This window comes from Citrobacter sp. Cb004 (assembly GCF_030337065.1).
Classification (GTDB): Bacteria; Pseudomonadota; Gammaproteobacteria; order Enterobacterales; family Enterobacteriaceae; genus Citrobacter; species Citrobacter braakii.
In genome coordinates, this window is the sequence record NZ_JAOWCH010000033.1 from 191,134 (window position 1) to 213,125 (window position 21,992).

15 protein-coding genes and 1 pseudogene are annotated in these 21,992 nt (G+C 52.1%); 11 read left to right on the forward strand and 5 right to left on the reverse strand.

Translation table 11 applies throughout. From position 1 onward, the window contains the following. The first annotated feature begins 111 nt into the window (after window positions 1-111). The 5 genes from pdhR to traT all read left to right on the forward strand — a co-directional run bounded on the left by pdhR (window position 112) and on the right by traT (window position 8,136). Entirely contained in the window at window positions 112-876 is a 765-nt protein-coding gene (gene pdhR / locus OGV65_RS01775) for a pyruvate dehydrogenase complex transcriptional repressor PdhR (RefSeq protein WP_003018699.1), read from the forward strand. Window positions 877-1,038: 162 nt separating this feature from the next. Beyond that, window positions 1,039-3,702, forward strand: coding sequence for a pyruvate dehydrogenase (acetyl-transferring), homodimeric type (gene aceE, locus OGV65_RS01780; RefSeq protein ID WP_016151717.1), 2,664 nt, complete (start codon window positions 1,039-1,041; stop codon window positions 3,700-3,702). A gap of 14 nt (window positions 3,703-3,716) precedes the next feature. Continuing rightward, window positions 3,717-5,609 (forward strand): pyruvate dehydrogenase complex dihydrolipoyllysine-residue acetyltransferase, encoded by a 1,893-nt coding sequence (gene aceF, locus OGV65_RS01785; protein ID WP_016151718.1) that lies wholly within the window; start codon window positions 3,717-3,719, stop codon window positions 5,607-5,609. A 175-nt stretch (window positions 5,610-5,784) separates the two neighbouring features. Beyond that, window positions 5,785-7,209 (forward strand): dihydrolipoyl dehydrogenase, encoded by a 1,425-nt coding sequence (gene lpdA / locus OGV65_RS01790; RefSeq protein ID WP_016155701.1) that lies wholly within the window; start codon window positions 5,785-5,787, stop codon window positions 7,207-7,209. 195 nt (window positions 7,210-7,404) lie between these two features. Further along, window positions 7,405-8,136: a conjugal transfer complement resistance protein TraT gene (traT, locus tag OGV65_RS01795; protein WP_043018444.1), complete on the forward strand. Its 732-nt coding sequence runs from the start codon at window positions 7,405-7,407 to the stop codon at window positions 8,134-8,136. A gap of 61 nt (window positions 8,137-8,197) precedes the next feature. Here traT and OGV65_RS01800 read toward each other — a convergent pair whose 3' ends face one another. Both OGV65_RS01800 and OGV65_RS01805 read right to left on the reverse strand, forming a co-directional pair. Beyond that, window positions 8,198-8,992: a DUF2950 family protein gene (locus OGV65_RS01800; RefSeq protein ID WP_016155703.1), complete on the reverse strand. Its 795-nt coding sequence runs from the start codon at window positions 8,990-8,992 to the stop codon at window positions 8,198-8,200. A gap of 10 nt (window positions 8,993-9,002) precedes the next feature. Then, entirely contained in the window at window positions 9,003-10,604 is a 1,602-nt protein-coding gene (locus tag OGV65_RS01805; RefSeq protein ID WP_286454538.1) for a DUF3300 domain-containing protein, read from the reverse strand. Window positions 10,605-11,051: 447 nt separating this feature from the next. Here OGV65_RS01805 and acnB point away from each other — a divergent pair, with 447 nt between their 5' ends. The 3 genes from acnB (at window position 11,052) to OGV65_RS01820 (ending at window position 15,514) form a co-directional block, all read left to right on the forward strand. Further along, a complete protein-coding gene (gene acnB / locus OGV65_RS01810; protein WP_016151723.1) occupies window positions 11,052-13,649 on the forward strand; it encodes a bifunctional aconitate hydratase 2/2-methylisocitrate dehydratase in 2,598 nt (865 codons plus the stop codon). A gap of 174 nt (window positions 13,650-13,823) precedes the next feature. After that, window positions 13,824-14,186: a protein YacL gene (gene yacL, locus OGV65_RS01815; RefSeq protein WP_016155706.1), complete on the forward strand. Its 363-nt coding sequence runs from the start codon at window positions 13,824-13,826 to the stop codon at window positions 14,184-14,186. Between the two features lie 113 nt (window positions 14,187-14,299). Beyond that, complete coding sequence (locus tag OGV65_RS01820) at window positions 14,300-15,514, forward strand: rhomboid family intramembrane serine protease (RefSeq protein ID WP_141875916.1); 1,215 nt, start codon at window positions 14,300-14,302, stop codon at window positions 15,512-15,514. A gap of 248 nt (window positions 15,515-15,762) precedes the next feature. Here the strand turns inward: OGV65_RS01820 and OGV65_RS01830 are convergent. Both OGV65_RS01830 and OGV65_RS01835 read right to left on the reverse strand, forming a co-directional pair. Then, window positions 15,763-15,959, reverse strand: a pseudogene (locus tag OGV65_RS01830) (polyamine aminopropyltransferase); the annotation flags it as partial. A 63-nt stretch (window positions 15,960-16,022) separates the two neighbouring features. After that, window positions 16,023-16,370, reverse strand: a complete 348-nt coding sequence (locus OGV65_RS01835; RefSeq protein WP_003018667.1) for a YacC family pilotin-like protein — start codon at window positions 16,368-16,370, stop codon at window positions 16,023-16,025. 153 nt (window positions 16,371-16,523) lie between these two features. Here OGV65_RS01835 and cueO point away from each other — a divergent pair, with 153 nt between their 5' ends. Both cueO and OGV65_RS01845 read left to right on the forward strand, forming a co-directional pair. Further along, window positions 16,524-18,140, forward strand: coding sequence for a multicopper oxidase CueO (cueO, locus tag OGV65_RS01840; RefSeq protein ID WP_286454539.1), 1,617 nt, complete (start codon window positions 16,524-16,526; stop codon window positions 18,138-18,140). A 121-nt stretch (window positions 18,141-18,261) separates the two neighbouring features. Continuing rightward, window positions 18,262-18,783, forward strand: coding sequence for a hypothetical protein (locus OGV65_RS01845; RefSeq protein ID WP_286454540.1), 522 nt, complete (start codon window positions 18,262-18,264; stop codon window positions 18,781-18,783). A gap of 34 nt (window positions 18,784-18,817) precedes the next feature. On the opposite strand, the gene OGV65_RS01850 is transcribed toward OGV65_RS01845, so the two are convergent. After that, window positions 18,818-21,208, reverse strand: a complete 2,391-nt coding sequence (locus OGV65_RS01850; RefSeq protein ID WP_217124769.1) for a glucose/quinate/shikimate family membrane-bound PQQ-dependent dehydrogenase — start codon at window positions 21,206-21,208, stop codon at window positions 18,818-18,820. A 203-nt stretch (window positions 21,209-21,411) separates the two neighbouring features. On the opposite strand from OGV65_RS01850, the gene hpt reads away from it, so the two are divergent. Next, window positions 21,412-21,948: a hypoxanthine phosphoribosyltransferase gene (hpt, locus tag OGV65_RS01855; protein ID WP_016151732.1), complete on the forward strand. Its 537-nt coding sequence runs from the start codon at window positions 21,412-21,414 to the stop codon at window positions 21,946-21,948. Window positions 21,949-21,992: the final 44 nt, after the last annotated feature.

A 21,992-nucleotide genomic window follows, 5' to 3' on the forward strand; every position in this document is an offset into this window, starting at 1 on the left:
TTCAATCAAAACCTGTATGGACAGAAGGTGAATACTTTGTTACTTTAGCGTCAAGAACATGAAATTGGTAAGACCAATTGACTCCGGGCAAATGGCTTAAGACAGGAAATCATGGCCTACAGCAAAATCCGCCAACCAAAACTCTCCGATGTGATTGAGCAGCAGCTGGAGTTTTTAATTCTTGAGGGGACACTTCGCCCCGGAGAAAAACTCCCACCGGAACGCGAGCTGGCAAAACAGTTCGACGTCTCCCGCCCCTCCTTACGCGAGGCGATCCAACGCCTTGAAGCGAAGGGGTTACTGCTTCGTCGTCAGGGCGGTGGCACTTTTGTTCAGAGCAGCCTGTGGCAGAGCTTTAGCGACCCACTGGTAGAGCTGCTCTCCGACCATCCTGAATCCCAGTTTGACCTGCTTGAGACGCGCCATGCGCTGGAAGGTATTGCAGCCTATTACGCTGCACTGCGCAGCACGGATGAAGACAAAACGCGTATCCGTGAACTCCACCATGCGATCGAGCTTGCTCAACAGTCCGGCGATCTTGACGGCGAATCTGACGCGGTACTCCAGTATCAAATTGCTGTCACCGAAGCGGCACATAATGTGGTGCTGCTCCATTTGCTAAGGTGTATGGAGCCGATGCTGGCCCAGAACGTTCGGCAAAACTTCGAATTGCTGTATGCGCGTCGCGAGATGCTGCCGCTGGTGAGCAGTCACCGTACCCGCATCTTTGAAGCAATTATCGCCGGGAAGCCTGAAGAAGCGCGTGAAGCGTCTCACCGTCACCTGGCGTTTATCGAAGAGATTCTGCTGGACAGGAGCCGTGAGGAAAGCCGTCGTGAACGCGCCTTACGCCGTCTGGAGCAACGAAAGAATTAGTGATTTTTCTGGCAGAACGTTAACCAGAAGATGTTGTAAATCAAGCGCTATCGAAAGGCGCGGCAACTAAACGCAGAACCTGTCTTATTACGCTCTCTGGTGAGAACGTAATGGGACAGGTTCCAGATAACTCAACGTATTAGATAGATAAGGAATACCCCCATGTCAGAACGTTTCCCAAATGACGTGGATCCGATCGAAACTCGCGACTGGCTACAGGCGATCGAATCGGTCATCCGTGAAGAAGGTGTTGAGCGTGCTCAGTATCTGATCGACCAACTGCTTTCAGAAGCTCGCAAAGGCGGCGTGAAAGTAGCGGCAGGTGCTGGGGCCAGCAATTATGTAAACACTATTGCCGTTGAAGATGAACCGGAATACCCGGGCAATCTGGAGCTGGAGCGTCGTATTCGTTCTGCTATCCGCTGGAACGCCATCATGACCGTACTGCGCGCGTCTAAAAAGGACCTCGAGCTGGGTGGCCACATGGCATCCTTCCAGTCCTCCGCAACGGTGTATGATGTTTGCTTCAACCACTTCTTCCGTGCACGCAACGAGCAGGATGGCGGCGATCTGGTTTACTTCCAGGGCCACATCTCTCCGGGCATCTACGCTCGCGCATTCCTGGAAGGTCGTCTGACTGAAGAGCAGATGAACAACTTCCGTCAGGAAGTACATGGCAAAGGCCTGTCTTCCTACCCGCACCCGAAACTGATGCCGGAATTCTGGCAGTTCCCGACCGTATCTATGGGTCTGGGCCCAATCGGTGCAATCTACCAGGCTAAATTCCTGAAATATCTGGAACACCGTGGCCTGAAAGATACCTCTAAACAAACCGTTTACGCCTTCCTGGGCGACGGCGAAATGGATGAGCCAGAATCTAAGGGTGCTATCACCATCGCGACCCGTGAGAAACTGGACAACCTGGTCTTTGTTATCAACTGTAACCTGCAGCGTCTTGACGGTCCGGTCACCGGTAACGGCAAGATTGTTAACGAACTGGAAGGCATCTTCGCGGGCGCTGGCTGGAACGTTATCAAAGTCATGTGGGGCGGTCGTTGGGATGAGCTGCTGCGTAAAGATACCAGCGGTAAACTGATCCAACTGATGAACGAAACCGTTGACGGCGACTACCAGACCTTTAAATCCAAAGATGGCGCATACGTACGTGAGCACTTCTTCGGTAAATACCCGGAAACCGCAGCTCTGGTTGCTGACTGGACTGACGAGCAGATTTGGGCTCTGAACCGTGGTGGTCACGATCCGAAGAAAGTCTACGCTGCACTGAAGAAAGCGCAGGAAACCAAAGGCAAAGCAACTGTAATCCTGGCCCATACCATCAAAGGTTACGGCATGGGTGACACCGCCGAAGGTAAAAACATCGCTCACCAGGTTAAGAAAATGAACATGGATGGCGTGCGTTATATCCGCGACCGTTTCAACGTTCCTGTGACCGATGAGCAGGTTGAAAACCTGTCTTACATCACCTTCCCGGAAGGTTCTGAAGAGCACACTTATCTGCACGCTCAGCGTCAGAAACTGCACGGCTATCTGCCTGCTCGTCAGCCGAACTTCACCGAGAAGCTGGAACTGCCTGCTCTGGAAGACTTCGGTGCGCTGCTGGAAGAGCAGAACAAAGAAATCTCCACCACTATCGCTTTCGTTCGTGCCCTGAACGTGATGCTGAAGAACAAGTCGATCAAAGATCGTCTGGTTCCGATCATCGCTGACGAAGCGCGTACTTTCGGTATGGAAGGTCTGTTCCGTCAGATCGGTATCTACAGCCCGAACGGTCAGCAGTACACCCCGCAGGACCGTGAGCAGGTTGCTTACTATAAAGAAGACGAGAAAGGTCAGATCCTGCAGGAAGGCATCAACGAACTGGGTGCTGGCGCATCCTGGCTGGCTGCTGCGACCTCCTACAGCACCAACGATCTGCCGATGATTCCGTTCTACATCTACTACTCCATGTTCGGGTTCCAGCGTATCGGTGACCTGTGCTGGCAGGCAGGCGACCAACAGGCTCGCGGCTTCCTGGTAGGGGGAACTTCTGGTCGTACGACGCTGAACGGCGAAGGTCTGCAGCACGAAGATGGTCACAGCCATATTCAGTCTCTGACTATCCCGAACTGTATCTCTTACGATCCGTCTTACGCGTACGAAGTTGCGGTCATCATGCACGATGGTCTGGAGCGTATGTACGGTGAGAAACAAGAGAACGTTTATTACTACATCACCACGCTGAACGAAAACTACCACATGCCGGCAATGCCAGCAGGTGCCGAGGAAGGTATCCGTAAAGGTATCTACAAACTCGAAACCCTCGAAGGTAAGAAAGGTAAAGTTCAGCTGCTGGGCTCCGGTTCTATCCTGCGTCACGTGCGTGAAGCAGCACAGATCCTGGCGAACGACTACGGTGTAGGTTCTGACGTTTACAGCGTAACCTCCTTCACTGAACTGGCGCGTGATGGCCAGGATTGTGAACGCTGGAACATGCTGCACCCGATGGAAACTCCGCGCGTTCCGTACATCGCTCAGGTGATGAACGACGCTCCGGCAGTGGCATCTACTGACTATATGAAACTGTTTGCCGAACAGGTTCGTACTTATGTACCGGCTGATGATTATCGCGTACTGGGTACTGACGGCTTCGGTCGCTCTGACAGCCGTGAAAACCTGCGTCACCACTTCGAAGTTGATGCTTCTTATGTGGTTGTAGCGGCCCTGGGCGAACTGGCTAAACGTGGCGAAATCGATAAGAAAGTGGTTGCTGACGCAATCATCAAATTCAACATCGATGCAGATAAAGTTAACCCGCGTCTGGCGTAAGAGGTAAAAGAATAATGGCTATCGAAATCAATGTACCGGACATCGGGGCTGATGAAGTTGAAATCACCGAGATCCTGGTCAAAGTGGGCGACAAAGTTGAAGCTGAACAGTCGCTGATCACCGTAGAAGGCGACAAAGCCTCTATGGAAGTTCCGTCTCCTCAGGCAGGTATCGTTAAAGAGATCAAAGTCTCTGTTGGCGACAAAACTGAGACCGGCAAACTGATCATGATTTTCGATTCCGCCGATGGTGCAGCAGCCGCTGCACCTGCTCCGGCAGAAGAGAAGAAAGAAGCAGCTCCGGCAGCAGCACCTGCTGCGGCAGCGGCGAAAGAAGTACACGTACCGGACATCGGCGGTGACGAAGTCGAAGTTACCGAGGTTATGGTTAAAGTGGGCGACACCGTTGCGGCTGAACAGTCTCTGATCACCGTTGAAGGCGATAAAGCGTCGATGGAAGTTCCGGCGCCGTTCGCGGGCACCGTTAAAGAGATCAAAATCAACACGGGCGATAAAGTGTCTACCGGTTCTCTGATTATGGTCTTCGAAGTTGCAGGCGCAGCGCCTGCTGCAGCACCGGCTCAGGCGGCAGCTCCAGCAGCAGCGGCGGCTCCGGCAGCTTCTGGCTCGAAAGAGGTTAACGTTCCGGATATCGGCGGTGACGAAGTTGAAGTCACTGAAGTGATGGTTAAAGTGGGCGATAAAATTGCCGCTGAGCAGTCACTGATTACCGTTGAAGGCGATAAAGCGTCGATGGAAGTTCCGGCACCGTTCGCGGGCACCGTGAAAGAAATCAAAATCAGCACCGGTGACAAAGTCAAAACCGGTTCTCTGATTATGATCTTCGAAGTTGAAGGCGCAGCACCTGCTGCCGCTCCAGCTGCCGCGGCTGCTCCAGCCTCTGCAGCTGCACCGGCTCAGGCTGCTAAACCAGCCGCAGCTCCGGCCGCGAAAGCGGAAGGTAAATCTGAGTTCGCTGAGAACGACGCTTATGTTCATGCAACGCCGCTGATTCGTCGCCTGGCGCGCGAGTTCGGTGTAAACCTGGCGAAAGTGAAAGGTTCTGGCCGTAAAGGTCGTATCCTGCGTGAAGACGTTCAGGCTTACGTGAAAGACGCTATCAAGCGTGCTGAAGCTGCTCCGGCAGCAGCAGGCGGCGGTATTCCGGGCATGCTGCCTTGGCCGAAAGTGGACTTCAGCAAGTTTGGTGAAATCGAAGAAGTGGAACTGGGCCGTATCCAGAAAATCTCTGGTGCTAACCTGAGCCGTAACTGGGTGATGATCCCGCACGTTACTCACTTCGACAAGACCGATATCACCGATCTGGAAGCGTTCCGTAAACAGCAGAACGCCGAAGCTGAAAAACGTAAACTGGATGTGAAATTCACGCCAGTGGTCTTCATCATGAAAGCCGTTGCCGCCGCTCTGGAACAGATGCCGCGCTTCAACAGCTCTCTGTCTGAAGACGGTCAGCGTCTGACCCTGAAAAAATACATCAACATCGGTGTCGCGGTAGATACGCCGAATGGTCTGGTTGTTCCGGTCTTCAAAGACGTGAACAAGAAGAGCATTACCGAGCTGTCTCGTGAACTGACCACCATCTCCAAGAAAGCGCGTGATGGCAAGCTGACCGCTGGCGAAATGCAGGGCGGTTGCTTCACCATCTCCAGCATCGGTGGCCTGGGTACGACCCACTTCGCGCCGATTGTGAACGCGCCGGAAGTGGCTATCCTCGGTGTCTCCAAGTCCTCTATGGAGCCAGTGTGGAACGGTAAAGAGTTTATGCCGCGTCTGATGATGCCGATTTCGCTCTCCTTCGACCACCGCGTAATCGACGGTGCTGATGGTGCGCGCTTTATCACCATCATCAACAACATGCTGTCTGACATTCGCCGCCTGGTGATGTAAGCGAAAAAGCCGGCCCGACGGCCGGCTTTTTTCTGGTAATCTCATGAAGTCAGTGAGGTTATTGTGCGAAAGACAAATCGGTTGCCGTTTGTTGTTTCAAAATTGTTAACAATTTTGTAAAATACGGGCGGATAGAACGACCCGGTGGACGACGGGTATAAATTAAGAGGTCATGATGAGCACTGAAATCAAAACTCAGGTCGTGGTACTTGGGGCAGGCCCTGCAGGTTACTCTGCTGCCTTCCGTTGCGCAGATTTAGGTCTGGAGACCGTCATCGTAGAACGTTACAGCACCCTCGGTGGTGTTTGTCTGAACGTCGGCTGTATCCCTTCTAAAGCGCTGCTGCACGTAGCAAAAGTTATCGAAGAAGCCAAAGCGCTGGCTGAACACGGTATCGTTTTTGGCGAGCCGAAAACCGATATCGACAAGATTCGTACCTGGAAAGAAAAAGTTATCACTCAACTGACCGGCGGTCTGGCGGGTATGGCCAAAGGCCGTAAAGTGAAAGTGGTTAACGGTCTGGGTAAATTTACCGGGGCAAACACCCTGGAAGTTGAAGGTGAAAACGGCAAAACCGTGATCAACTTTGACAACGCGATCATCGCGGCGGGTTCCCGTCCGATCGAACTGCCATTCATTCCGCATGAAGATCCGCGCGTGTGGGATTCCACCGATGCACTGGAACTGAAAACTGTTCCTAAGCGCCTGCTGGTAATGGGCGGCGGTATCATCGGTCTGGAAATGGGTACCGTGTACCATGCGCTGGGTTCAGAGATCGACGTGGTTGAAATGTTCGACCAGGTTATCCCGGCTGCCGATAAAGACGTGGTTAAAGTCTTTACCAAACGCATCAGCAAGAAATTCAACCTGATGCTGGAAACCAAAGTAACCGCCGTTGAAGCGAAAGAAGACGGTATCTACGTTTCTATGGAAGGCAAAAAAGCGCCTGCTGAAGCTCAGCGTTACGATGCAGTGCTGGTGGCTATCGGTCGTGTACCGAACGGCAAAAACCTCGACGCGGGCAAAGCTGGCGTGGAAGTTGATGACCGTGGCTTCATCCGCGTTGACAAACAGCTGCGTACCAACGTGCCGCACATCTTTGCTATCGGCGATATCGTCGGTCAGCCGATGCTGGCGCACAAAGGTGTTCACGAAGGTCACGTTGCCGCTGAAGTTATCGCCGGTAAGAAACACTACTTCGATCCGAAAGTTATCCCATCCATCGCATACACTGAACCAGAAGTTGCATGGGTTGGCCTGACTGAGAAAGAAGCGAAAGAGAAAGGCATCAGCTTTGAGACCGCCACCTTCCCGTGGGCTGCTTCTGGTCGTGCTATCGCTTCCGACTGCGCAGACGGTATGACTAAACTGATTTTCGACAAAGAATCTCACCGTGTTATCGGTGGTGCGATTGTCGGTACCAACGGCGGCGAGCTGCTGGGTGAAATCGGTCTGGCGATCGAAATGGGTTGTGATGCTGAAGACATTGCGCTGACCATCCACGCGCACCCGACTCTGCACGAGTCTGTGGGCCTGGCGGCAGAAGTGTTCGAAGGTAGCATCACCGACCTGCCAAACCCGAAAGCGAAGAAAAAGTAATCTTCCCGCTTTTGTGAAAACGCCTCTTCGGAGGCGTTTTTTTTGCCTGAAAGCTACCAGTTCTGGTAGTCATCTTATTGATATTTCCACTAAAAAAAATTGCGCAACTGCCGATACTTTTTTCGCCATTGTGTGGCTACTGGCCGCGCGGTTAAGAGGCTCTGGATTCTCTATTACACGAAAAAAGGAAATAACATGTCTTTAAAAAAAATCGCGGTTGTTGGCATGGTTGTCGCGACAATGACGCTGACTGGTTGTGGCGCGATGACCACCGCCGTTAAAAAACGTAATCTCGAAGTGAAAACGCAGATGAGTGAAACCATCTGGCTGGAGCCTTCCAGCGAGAAGACCGTCTACATTCAGGTAAAAAACACTTCTGATAAAGACATGAGCAACCTGCAAACCCTGCTGGCAAACGACCTGTCTGCGAAGGGCTATAAAGTGACCAGTTCACCAGACAGCGCTTACTACTGGGTACAGGCGAACGTACTGAAAGCGGACAAAATGGATCTGCGTGAAGCTCAGGGCTTCCTGAAGACCGGCTATGAAGGGGCAGCGGTGGGTGCTGCGTTGGGAGCGGGCATCACCGCCTATAACAGCAACTCCTCCGGCGCGGCGCTGGGCGTTGGCCTGGCGGCGGGGCTGATCGGTATGGCCGCGGATGCCATGGTAGAAGACGTGAACTACACCATGGTCACTGACCTGCAAATCTCTGAGCGCAGCAAAGCGAAAGTGACAACGGATAACGTTGCCGCACTGCGCCAGGGCACGTCCGGTATCAAGCTGCAAACCAGCAGCGCGCAGGGCGATCGCGCAAAATACCAGACCCGCGTCGTGTCTAATGCCAACAAAGTGAACCTGAAGTTCGAAGAAGCGAAACCGGTTCTGGAAGCGCAGCTGGCGAAATCCGTCGCTAACATCCTGTAATCTCTCGTGAGTTGGCCGGAGGGGGGGCGCTTCCCCGGCCAACTCACTATTTGACTGGCTTTCAGGGCGCTACGGGCTGCCAGTTTTTATCCAGATGATATGCGGTTAACGCCTCGGCTTTCTGCTGTGCATCAGCGCCGAGATCGGCCTGATAGACTTTATCATCACCGTTAATCATAAAACTCATAACGCCAGTGTGATCGTAGCTGACGGGCCAGGCAACCATCGCAAAGCCGCTGGTTTTATCGGGAAGGATACGGAAACGATAGCCGTGATAGCCCGTGCCAGGCTCTTGCGGACTAAAGGCCGGGCCAAGCGGGCTTGGCGCTTCGCCGGGCGAAACAGGCCAGTACAGACCATCTTTTTTCCCTTCAGAACTGACAATCTTTTGCGCGTATTTTTGGTTCATCGCAAAGTAGCTTTGCTGAGCATCTACATAGGCGTGTAATGCTTCAATAGCGGCAAGTTCGTTGCGCCCAATCTCACGGGTCAGGATCTCTTCAGCCGCTTCCTTGATATCAAATTGCCAGCCGGAAGCGGTTTTAACAACCGGGATCGGCAGTTGCCAGTCGCTGTCCCCGACCACCAGGTGCGCGGTATTGCCGTCGATGACAGTATTATGGCGGACCTTCCAGTCGCGCAGGAAGCGATCAACCGCATCAGGATCGACGCCTTCCGGTGGCAGAAACTCGCGCCAGTTTTCCCCGAGCAGGTTGTTCATCGCGCTTTCATTCTGCTCGCTTATCGCGGTTGCCAGGGCATCGGTCGCCTGGTCTGGTGTGCTGAAGGATTGCTGTGCCATCGCGGTGGTCGAAACCATGAATAACACCATTCCACTGAGTAGTTTATTTTTCATGTCGCTTCCCTTAACGATGACGGAATTCACGGTGTTCAGCACGGTCGCCGGATAGCTGGCGAGATGGCTGGTTGCGGGCGACCTGCCTGCTTTGAGCCCCTCGCTGCTGCTGCGCCTGCCAACTGGCGGAGCGACTGTCGTTGCCGCTCAGCGCATTGGCCCGCGGCTGGCTGGTCCGCTGTTGAAGATTGCGCTGCTGCACGTTGCGTTGCTGCGCTGGTTGCGTGACCCGTTTCTCTTGTCGCTGAGTGGCGGCCTGGCGATGTTCATGTTGCTGAGCGTTTGCCCGTTTTGCCGTTTGCGGTTTGGTATCGTAACCACGGTAGTTATTACGCTGGGAAATTTGCTTTAGCTGTTGGCTGGATGCCTGACGCTGGGCGTCTTTCGTTCCCGTACGCGCCGTCTGGGGGAAGGTTTTCCCCGTTGATTTTTCCATCTGGCTCAACGCTGCCTGACGCTGGCTATCACGGTTGACCGGTCTTTGCTGGGTTGAGCTTAGGCCCGTAGCCGTGTTAGTGGAGTGGAAGCGGTTATTGAGCTGGCTATTAGGGTACGGCACCCCTTCGCGATAGGCCGGGTTGTGCTGCCAGGTACGGTTGGCATCCGTCAGACGCTGTCCACTGATTTTATTGAAGTTATCAACGTTGATATTGATGTTGTTATCACCGTTGCGGTTATAGCCGCCATGGTTATCCCAGTCATCGTTATGATGGTGATCCCAGTCATCGTCGTCATCCCAGTCAATATTGCTGAAGATGGCATAAGTTGTGGCGACGCCGAGGCTGAAGCCTAAACCGTTAACGAAGCTGTTGCCAAACTGCTCGCCGGGCGTTGGCGGTAGATAGGTTGGCGGATAGGCGGTGTTCGGCCAGGTACCGTAAACCGTATTTGGGTTATAGGTGGGAACGTAAATTACCTGCGGGTCGGCGGATTCAATTTTGATTACCGTTGGGCTTGCTGAGGCGGCGGTCGTGGCTGTTGTGGTCGTTGACTCGCTGGTAACGGTTTTAGCCGGAGCTGCTTTGGCCACGGTGGTAACGGTCTGCTGCGGTGTAGATTGCAACGCTCCGGTCTGTTGCGCCAGCGCACGCAGGCGTTGAACGGAATCCATAACCTCTTTCGGCTGCGCAAGGAATGCATCGCCCAGGCTCTGTACCCACGGCGGATTTTCACCCATCAGCGACATCAACTGCGGAAACGCCACCAGCGATTTTACGCTGGGATCCCAGGGTTGGCTGGCAACGGCCTGAATGGCGGCATCACCCTGCATTTTGGGATTGTCTTTTGACCACTGCGCGGCCTGGATGACGTTGGCCGGGTAGGTTGAGGCCATCAAAATTTGCGACAGCAGTGAATCCGGATAGAGCGCGATAGGCGCAACCCACTGATCGATTTGTGCCGATGTGTACGTAGGGGCTGCGGTGGGCGCTGGTTGATCGGCCGGGGCAGGGGCCGCTACGGGAGCTGGAGCCGGTGCGGACGGTTGCTGTGCGACGGGGGCTGGAGTTACTGGCTCCGTTGCGCGACTTTTAACGAACATCACGCCAGAGGCGGCAAACAGCCCGGCACTGCACAGAAGGACAAGCAGATGTGGCTTAAAGGGCAACTTCATAAAATGACTCCAACGAGACAAGCGCTGTGCCGTGAGGCGTTCTGTTGCCGCGAGTATTATTCACCCGTGTTAGATAGTTTTGACTTTTATTGGGGATTCACCCGGCAGGTCCGGAAAAAGAGTGTGAAGATTTATTACACAATTATATCTGATGGCTGAAAAATCGCTGGAATATTCAGCATGTCGCGCTTGAAAATCAACCGTTTTACATCGTTTTTAGGGAGCCTAAATTACGCCCCGCCTTGTCGCTACACTATTCTTAACGATTCAGCCAATTTTTTATGTTGCTTTTTTGTAAACGGATTAACACTTAATGAAAATCCTGTTATTGTGCCTTACGCGGTACCGGGCATTTACCCTACTAACTACTGTCTCACAGGAGCGTGAAGAGAATCGCCCATCTACAAAAGCGCCGCATTATGACAATGAGAGCGAGGAGATATCGTCGTGCTAGAAGAATACCGTAAGCACGTAGCTGAGCGTGCTGCCCAGGGGATTGTGCCAAAACCGTTAGACGCAACCCAAATGGCCGCACTTGTCGAGCTGCTGAAGACCCCGCCTGTGGGCGAAGAAGAATTCCTGTTAGACCTGTTGATCAACCGCGTTCCTCCTGGCGTAGATGAAGCCGCTTATGTTAAAGCGGGTTTTCTCGCTGCCGTCGCGAAAGGCGACACCACCTCCCCGCTGGTGACTCCAGAAAAAGCCATTGAACTGCTGGGCACCATGCAGGGTGGTTACAACATTCATCCGCTGATCGACGCGCTTGACGACGCGAAACTGGCGCCGATTGCCGCCAAAGCGCTCTCTTCAACGCTGCTGATGTTCGATAACTTCTACGATGTAGAAGAAAAAGCCAAAGCGGGCAACGAATATGCGAAGCAGGTAATGCAGTCCTGGGCCGATGCCGAATGGTTCCTGAACCGTCCTGCTCTGGCTGAAAAAATCACCGTTACCGTGTTTAAAGTGACGGGTGAAACCAACACCGATGACCTCTCTCCGGCACCGGACGCATGGTCTCGCCCGGATATCCCTCTGCACGCGCTGGCGATGCTGAAAAACGCCCGTGAAGGTATCGAACCGGACCAGCCGGGCGCGGTAGGTCCGATCAAACAGATTGAAGAACTGCAGAAAAAAGGCTACCCGCTGGCGTATGTGGGTGACGTTGTTGGTACCGGCTCTTCGCGTAAATCTGCAACCAACTCCGTACTGTGGTTCATGGGCGATGATATCCCTCATGTACCGAACAAGCGCGGCGGCGGTCTGTGTCTCGGCGGCAAAATTGCACCTATCTTCTTCAATACCATGGAAGATGCGGGCGCACTGCCAATCGAAGTGGACGTTTCGAACATGAACATGGGCGACGTGATTGACGTTTACCCGTTCAAAGGAGAAGTGCGTAACCATGAAACCGGCGAATTGCTGGCAAGCTTTGAGCTGAAAACTGATGTGCTGATCGACGAAGTGCGCGCTGGTGGCCGTATTCCGCTGATCATCGGTCGTGGCCTGACCACCAAAGCGCGCGAAGCGCTGGGACTGCCGCACAGCGACGTATTCCGTCAGGCGAAAGACGTGGCGGAAAGCAGCCGCGGCTTCTCTCTGGCGCAGAAAATGGTGGGCCGCGCCTGCGGTGTGAAAGGTATCCGTCCGGGCGCGTACTGCGAACCGAAGATGACCTCCGTGGGTTCTCAGGATACCACCGGCCCGATGACCCGTGATGAACTGAAAGACCTGGCGTGCCTGGGCTTCTCTGCTGACCTGGTGATGCAGTCCTTCTGTCACACTGCCGCGTATCCAAAGCCGGTTGACGTGACCACGCACCACACTCTGCCGGACTTCATCATGAACCGTGGCGGCGTGTCGCTGCGTCCGGGCGATGGCGTAATCCACTCCTGGCTGAACCGCATGCTGTTGCCGGATACCGTCGGCACCGGCGGTGACTCCCATACTCGTTTCCCGATTGGCATCTCCTTCCCGGCGGGTTCTGGCCTGGTGGCGTTTGCTGCTGCGACCGGCGTGATGCCGCTGGATATGCCGGAATCCGTTCTGGTGCGTTTCAAAGGCAAAATGCAGCCGGGGATTACCCTGCGCGATCTGGTACACGCCATTCCGCTGTACGCGATCAAACAGGGTCTGCTGACCGTTGAGAAGAAAGGTAAGAAAAACATCTTCTCTGGCCGCATCCTCGAAATCGAAGGTCTGCCGGATCTGAAAGTGGAGCAGGCGTTCGAACTGACCGATGCCTCCGCTGAACGTTCCGCTGCCGGTTGTACCATCAAACTGAACAAAGAGCCGATCGTTGAGTATCTGAACTCTAACATCGTTCTGCTGAAGTGGATGATCGCTGAAGGTTACGGCGATCGCCGTACGCTGGAGCGCCGTGTGCAGGGGATGGAAAAATGGCTGGCGGATCCGCAATTGCTGGAAGCCGACGCTGACGCAGAATACGCGGCGGTGATCGACATCGATCTGGCGGATATCAAAGAGCCAATCCTGTGTGCACCGAACGATCCGGACGATGCGCGTCTGCTGTCTGACGTGCAGGGCGAGAAGATCGATGAAGTCTTCATTGGCTCCTGCATGACTAACATCGGCCACTTCCGTGCGGCGGGTAAACTGCTGGATGCACACAAAGGCCAGTTGCCGACGCGTCTGTGGGTGGCTCCGCCAACCCGTATGGATGCGGCGCAGCTGACCGAAGAAGGCTACTACAGCGTGTTTGGTAAGAGCGGTGCGCGTATTGAGATCCCAGGCTGTTCCCTGTGCATGGGTAACCAGGCGCGTGTGGCTGACGGCGCAACGGTGGTTTCGACCTCTACCCGTAACTTCCCGAACCGTTTAGGTACCGGGGCGAACGTCTACCTGGCTTCTGCGGAGCTGGCGGCGGTTGCGGCGCTGATTGGCAAACTGCCGACGGCGGAAGAGTATCAGACCTATGTGGCGCAGGTTGATAAGACGGCGGTGGATACTTACCGTTATCTGAACTTCGACCAGCTGTCTCAGTATACTGAGAAAGCCGATGGTGTGATTTTCCAGACCGCGGTGTAATACGCTAACGCGATTTGTGTAAAAACGCATCAATGCCCGGAGAAGTCTGCTTCTCCGGGCATTTTTATTTCTATTCCTTATACCCGCTACGCTTTTTTTCTGCCGCGCTGCTGCGATAATTACAGCAAGGTGCAATGCGGTATTGGCGCATTGCCGGGAGCAGAGGAAGACATTATGGATTACGAATTTCTGCGCGATATTACCGGAGTGGTAAAAGTGCGTATGTCTATGGGCCACGAGGTGGTGGGGCACTGGTTTAACGAAGAAGTGAAAGAGAACCTGGCCTTACTTGATGAAGTGGAACAGGCGGCGCATGCGGTGAAGGGCAGTGAGCGCTCCTGGCAGCGAGCAGGGCATGAATACACGCTCTGGCTGGATGGTGAAGAGGTGATGGTGCGCGCCAATCAACTGGAATTCTCCGGAGATGAAATGGAAGAGGGGATGAGCTACTACGACGAAGAGAGCTTTTCACTTTGCGGCGTAGAGGACTTTCTTCAGGTCGTGGCGGCTTATCGTGAATTTTTAAAGCAAAAATGATCTTCTTAGGGTTGTGTAATTAACTGGGAGGTTTTAAATTTAGACATCTTGTGAATTAACAAGATGTCTAAATTTTATGGATGAAAGTAAATCAGAAACAGGGATTATCAATCATGAGTTATCTAAAGATAAGTGGGTTTAAAAATAGTAAATGGGCTGTTACTGCGGTTCTTGTTTTTGTTAATTTTGTTTTCTTTGTTTTTTCGGCTTATTTGGATTCGCGGGCGTTTAATTTATATCAAGCATCCTCATTCATCATTGCATGGGGAGGGAATGCGTCTCCGTTAACCCTATCAGGTGAATACTGGAGACTTTTAAGTAGCATGTTTATGCATTTAAGTATTTTTCATTTTTTCTCTAATATGATTGCACTACTTGGGGTTGGTTTTTTGTTTGAAAACATGTTTTCACGTAGAGTTTTTATTGCTGTCTATATGTTATCTGGTATCGCTGGAGGGATATTAAGTGCTGTAGTTCATCGATATGAGTTGATAGTTAGTTGTGGAGCATCAGGAGCCATTCTTGGTATTACCGGCTATTTGCTAGCTTTTGGATTGTGTAACAAGATCGACCTTCCATTTTCTAAAATTTTCACCAATGTTATTATTGTAATATGTTTAGGATTATTTCTGCCTGTAGATAATATGGCACATTTGGGTGGTTTTGTTACTGGGTTCGTCTTAGGTGCCCTAAGTGTAGATGGGAAGACCCATTTTTTTAAAAAACCAGGCAAGGTTTCAATAATTCTGATCATGACAGTGTGTATAATTGAAGGTGCTGTGCTTGCTAAATATTCAATTCCTGAGAATATTAAGTTCGTTCGACTTTCTAGATTAGAGTTTATTGTGAAAGACATGCGAGAGGGCGCCCCAGACCAACCGATAGATTTTAGATTTTTTAACCAATGTGTTGATGCTAGTGTTGAAAGCGGAAGTATTGTTCGATCTGAACTAATCGACTGTGAAAAAATGAGGGGGTTGTTTTATAAATATGGCTTAAGAATTAAAGAGCGTATTGAAGAGGATTTGAATAATTGTATAAATATTACAGAGGATCTGCGTTCTGAAAAGATAAGTGAAACTGAAAAACATAGTATAGAAATAATTAGTAATTATTGCGTGGCCCGACAAAAACTTGTTAATATTTCTTTTAAAAATTATCCAAATTCATCTGTAGATATCAAAAAATATTTTGAAGCTGAACATCAATTTAACGAATCAGTGATCGTGAATGATAACTCTAGTAAAATATTTGAGAATATCCCTGAATTAATATTTAATGCTGTTTCTTTAGAGCGGTGCAGAACTACAATTTGTCGTCGGTGGTAATAAACAATTTTTGTCACAAGACCTGTGTTGAAAATCGGTATCTGAATGTGAAGTTAGATAAAATCACTTGTATATTATGGGGAGAGTAGATTTCGCGTATCTCTCTCCAGAGCAGACCGGTGATGACATTAGGTTCCTCTTCTCTAAACTCTTTCGGTTCAGTATGGGACGTGCAGTGCTGAAGGTAGATTTCTTTCAGTAAAATCTTAGTATGAAAGATATTTTCCTTGTTCACGTCGTAGGTGAAGTCGCGAACGTGGTACTTCACTCGGTATAGCGTCGTCCCCCCTCCTGATAATCAGCATATTCCTGGCATGGCTATGGGCCAATACAGGAACGTGGGCCATCATTTCATGATTCATAAACTCATCGCGCTCGGTGATTTGCACCACGCCATCCAGCAGCCAAAATCTTCGTTTTCAAAAATGATGTGATCTTGGTGATCCAAAGTAAACAATGACAGGGAATGCCCAGTCATTGTTTAAATAGACGTTTCAGTGGATAGAGGCTATTTAACGTAAGCCAACAGGCTCAGGGAGTCACGTGCCAGCGCTTTGCATTTCTTGGCCGTTGGGATGCCAATACCGCTGAGGTCGCGGTAGCTGTCTTCACCCAACGCTTTCATATTGAAGGTGTCGTAATTACTCAGGTCCCACTGGTTTTGCTGGGCAAAAAAGACCAGTGCGCGACGAATCTGCCCATTTGGCAAATTCTGGTATCCACAGTCATTTTTCAGAAAAACAAAAACTGCCGTTAAATCGGCCATATCTTCGGCTTCGGACTCACTAAGCGCGTAGCTGTTTGCGCATACGGCCATCAGGCTGCCGAACAAAACGGTTCTGAAAAACGTCTTCATTGCTTCTACCACTGCATCACGGAATTTAAACGTTAGCACACTGCGAGCGAAGCGACGACCTTTATTATTAGCCGTTTACTTGACCTTCCCGTAAGGGGAGGGCTTATGCTTAAAAGATAGCCTGCTTAAGCTGCTGAATATAAGGAAGTGATTATGCAACGTCGTGACTTTTTAAAGTACTCCGTGGCGCTGGGCGTCGCGTCAGCGTTACCTCTGTGGAGCCGGAGCGTATTTGCTGCAGACCGTCCCGCATTACCCATTCCAGACCTGTTAACCGCAGATGCCTCTAACCGTATGCAGCTGATCGTGCAAGCCGGACAGTCGAGTTTTACAGGTAAAACAGCCACGACCTGGGGATATAACGGCAGTTTGCTCGGGCCGGCGGTCAAGCTGAGTAAAGGGCAATCGGTGACGGTGGATATCCATAACCAACTTGCCGAAGAGACGACGTTGCACTGGCACGGGCTGGAAATCCCCGGTGAAGTCGACGGTGGCCCTCAAGGTATTATTCCGGCAGGTGGGAAACGTTCTGTGACCTTCACACCGGATCAGCGCGCGGCAACCTGCTGGTTCCACCCGCATCAGCATGGGAAGACCGGTCGTCAGGTGGCGATGGGCCTGGCCGGACTGGTGCTGATTGAAGATGAAGAGATTCGCAAGCTGCTGCTGCCTAAGCAGTGGGGCATTGATGATGTGCCGGTGATTATTCAGGATAAACAGTTCTCTGCTGATGGTCAGGTTAACTATCAACTGGACATCATGACCGCTGCCGTCGGTTGGTTTGGCGATACGCTGCTAACCAATGGGGCGATTTATCCTCAGCATGCTGCACCGCGCGGTTGGCTACGCCTGCGTCTGCTAAATGGTTGTAACGCACGCTCACTGAATATCGCGGCCAGCGACAATCGTCCTTTGTACGTTATTGCCAGCGACGGCGGACTGTTGGCGGAGCCAGTAAAAGTGACCGAACTTCCTATGTTGATGGGCGAACGCTTTGAAGTGCTGGTGGATGTGAGCGACGGTAAAGCGTTTGATCTGGTCACTCTGCCTGTGGGTCAGATGGGCATGGCGATTGCGCCATTTGATAAGCCGCATCCGGTGATGCGCGTTCAGCCGCTGCTGATTACCGCTTCCGGCACGTTGCCGGATACGCTGACATCCATGCCGGCGCTGCCATCGCTTGAGGGGCTGACGGTGCGCAAACTGCAATTATCGATGGACCCAATGCTCGACATGATGGGCATGCAAATGTTGATGAAGAAGTACGGCGCTCAGGCTATGGCGGGTATGGATCATGGCAAGATGATGGGCCATATGAATAATGACAATATGGGCCACGGGAACATGAAGCATGGCAATATGAACCACGGTGAGATGGGGAATATGCAACATGGCGACATGGGCAACATGAAGCATGGAACATTCGATTTCCATAATGCCAACCGGATTAATGGTCAGGCGTTTGATATGAATAAACCGATGTTTGCCGCGGCGAAAGGTCAACACGAACGCTGGGTGATTTCCGGTCAGGGCGACATGATGCTGCATCCGTTCCACATTCACGGCACGCAGTTCCGTATTCTGTCTGAAAATGGCAAAGCGCCTGCTGCGCACCGCGCGGGATGGAAAGATACGGTGCGGGTAGAGGGCGGCGTGAGCGAGGTGCTGGTGAAATTTGACCACGACGCGCCAAAGGAACATGCCTATATGGCGCACTGCCATTTGTTAGAGCATGAGGATACCGGGATGATGCTCGGTTTTACCGTATAAACAGCGGCGGATAGCGGTGGCGCTATCCGCTAAATGTTTATTCCAAAAACGGATTATTACTCTATCGTCGAGTAAAAGCATTCATATACTGATGAGGTTAATCACTCATCACGAGGTATTCATGACCCTTTTGCGTAAAGTACTGACGGCATCTTTTATTATGCTTCTGGCGGTTTCGGCACAGGCTGCGATGAAGATGGAACGTCAACAGATTTCAAAACTGAATTTAAGTCTCGAAATTCCGCAGACACTCACGCCGATGCCGGACGAAATGGCAAAAATCAAATACCCTTCTGAAAACCGTCCACAGGTGATTTACGGTGACGAACGCGGTAAAGCGTCTCTAGGTATTACCGCCGGGCGCAACGCGTTGCCTGCCGCTCAGTTGGATATGGCAAAGGATGCGACGCTGAAGATGCTGACCAACTTCAAGCCGCAGGCGGAACCTGTCACGGTTGATGGACATAAAGCGTGGCTGATTACTTTCCGTTCTCAAGCGCCGGATACTGAAATTCTCAATATGCTGCTGATTTCCTCGCAAAACGAGAAAGCGGTGCAGGTCTCCTTCAATATGACCAAAGATCTGGTGGCTCAGTATCAGGAAGCCGCAAAAGCGTCGTTACTGTCACTGAAGTTTGAATAAAAAAACGCCCGCTGATTAGCGGGCGTTGTCCATTTTACTTCGCGTCGTCCGGCAACGCATATGCCACAATATAATCGCCCATCTTGGTGCCAAATGAGCCGTGGCCCCCGGCGGATATCACCACATACTGCTTACCGTTAACTTCATACGTCATCGGCGTTGCCTGGCCGCCTGCCGGAAGCCGACCCTGCCACAGTTTTTCACCGTTGCTCATGTTGTATGCGCGCAGATAGTTATCGGCAGTCGCAGCTATAAACAGCACATTACCCGCGGTGGAGATAGGTCCACCCAGCATCGGCATCCCCATATTGAACGGCACCGGAACCGGCATTGGGAATGGCATGCTGTCCTGTGGCGTGCCAATGCGTTTTTTCCATACCACTTGATTGGTTTTCAGATCTACGGCGGAAATGTAGCCCCATGCTGGCTGTTTACACGGCAGGCCAAATGGTGAAAGGAATGGATTAAGCGTTACGCCGAACGGTACGCCGTACTGCGGCTGAATCCCGGACTCCGTGCCAGTACCTTTGGCATCTTTCGGCGGCTCCATCGGATTGCCGGGACCGCGTGGGATCAGCTTAGAAACGAACGGCAGCGCCATCGGGTTGGCAATGGCTACCTGACGGTTGGGATCAACGGAAATACCGCCCCATTCGAACATGCCGAGGTTACCCGGGAACACCAGAGTGCCTTGCTCTGAAGGCGGGGTAAAAATGCCTTCATAGCGCAGCTGGTGGAACATTACGCGGCACACCAACTGGTCAAACATGGTTGCGCCCCACATATCCGCACCACTGAGATCTTTTTGCGGACGGAAACTGAGATCGGAGAACGGCTGGGTTTTGCTGACATAATCACCTTTGGCTGCACCTTGCGGCACCGGTTTTTCCGGGGCAGGCACCACCAGTTCACCATTACGGCGATCGAGCACAAAGATATTACCGGTTTTTGCCGGGGCATAAATGACCGGGATTTTCTCTCCATTGACGTTGATATCCGCCAGGGTTGGCTGTGCCGGTAAATCCATATCCCACAGATCGTGGTGAACGGTCTGATAGCTCCAGGCCAATTTCCCGGTCGTGGCATTTAACGCCAGAATGGCGCTGGCGTAACGTTCCTGTTCCGGTGTGCGGTTACCGCCCCAGATATCCGGCGTGGTAACGCCCATGGGCAGATACACCAGATCCAGCTTAGCGTCGTAGGCCGCAGGCGCCCAAGAGTTGGGTGAGTTAAAGGTGAAGGTATGTTCATCTGACGGGATGAAATTAGGATCCTTGGCACCGGGATCAAACGCCCACAGAAGCTTGCCGTTATTGACGTCAAAACCACGTATCACCCCGGATGTTTCGCGGGTTGAGTAGTTATCGGTTACCGACCCGGCAATAACGATAGTTTTATCGGTGATTATCGGGGGAGACGTCGGTTCGTACAGGCCCGGTGAGGTATCCGGCATATTGGTCTGCAGATTCAAAATACCTTTATTGGCGAAGGTTTCGCACAGCTTGCCGGTCTCGGCATTCAAGGCAAACAGTCGACCATCATTGACCGGCAAAAGGATGCGGCGCGGACAGTCGGCCATCACCTCTGCAGAAGCTGTATCCGGTCTGGCTTCATGATAAGAAACGCCGCGACAGGTTACGTGCTGGAAGCTGGTATTGGTATTGAGTTGGGGATCGAAATGCCACTTCTCTTTCCCGCTGGCCGCATCCAGGGCGAACAGCCGCTGATGGGCGGTACACAGATAAAGAGTATCCCCCACTTTTATTGGCGTGACTTCATTGGTGATTTCACCGGGATCGTTGGGTTGTTTTAAATCCCCGGTACGAAATACCCAGGCTTCTTTCAACTGATGAACGTTGTCAGCGTTAATTTGTTTTAACGGTGAGTAGCGCTGACCTTCCTGATTGCGACCGTAAGCCGGCCAATCCTCGTCGGCAACCGCTGAGATTGCATCGGCCTGAGAGGTATCTGCACTCAGCGTGCCGTGAACCTCTTGTGGATCGTTGAAGCCAGCCCAGGTCAGGATACCGCCGCTAATCAGCAGGGCCACCACCAGCGCCGCTACTGCGCCACTGGAAGGGATAATCAGGCGATGCCAGACGAAAGGCAGGATAAGCCAGATACCAAAGAAGACCAGGATGTCGCTACGCGGCGTCAGCGCCCAGAAATCAAAGCCGACTTCCCAGACGCCCCAAATCATGGTGGCGAGAAGCAGGGCGGCATACAGCCAAAGGGCGGATCGGTTACTGCGCCACAGCAGGAGAGCCACACCGAGCATGGCAAGGCCCGCGATCGGGTAATACCAGGAGCCACCGATGGCGACCAGCCAGCCTCCACCTATCAGGAGATATAGTCCACAAAGTGCCGCAAACAGGGCGCTCAGGGTCACGATAAGCTGTTGAGAACGTACGTTGTTATTTGCCATAAAAAATACCATCACAGGTGTTATTTCTTTAATAGCAGTTAATTATAGGAGCTAAAACGCGTGATAAACGTCACATTATGAACTTTATCAACAGATGCCGCGTATGAATGCTTTTGCTGGTATACTGCGTGCCTTGCGCTTAGATGCTGACTTATTAAAAGTTAGCATTGAGTGATTTGTTTTTAAATCATATGGTTAGAGATATGAAACATACTGTTGAAGTCATGATCCCGGAAGCGGAGATCAAAGCGCGTATTGCTGAACTGGGACGCCAGATTAACGAACGTTACAAGGACAGCGGCAGCGATATGGTGCTGGTTGGTCTGTTACGCGGCTCATTTATGTTTATGGCCGACCTGTGCCGTGAAGTGCATGTCTCCCACGAAGTCGATTTCATGACTGCTTCCAGCTATGGCAGCGGAATGTCCACCACGCGCGATGTTAAAATCCTGAAAGACCTGGATGAAGACATTCGTGGCAAGGACGTGCTGATTGTCGAAGACATCATCGACTCCGGTAACACGTTGTCCAAAGTGCGTGAGATTCTGAGCCTGCGCGAGCCGAAATCCCTGGCTATTTGTACGCTGCTGGACAAACCTACCCGTCGTGAAGTGGATGTTCCGGTTGAGTTTATCGGATTCTCTATTCCAGATGAGTTTGTTGTCGGCTATGGCATTGACTATGCCCAGCGTTATCGCCATTTGCCGTACGTTGGCAAAGTGGTGCTGCTGGACGAGTAATGTCGGGAGCGCCTGATGGCGCTTTGCTTATTCGGCCTGCACGA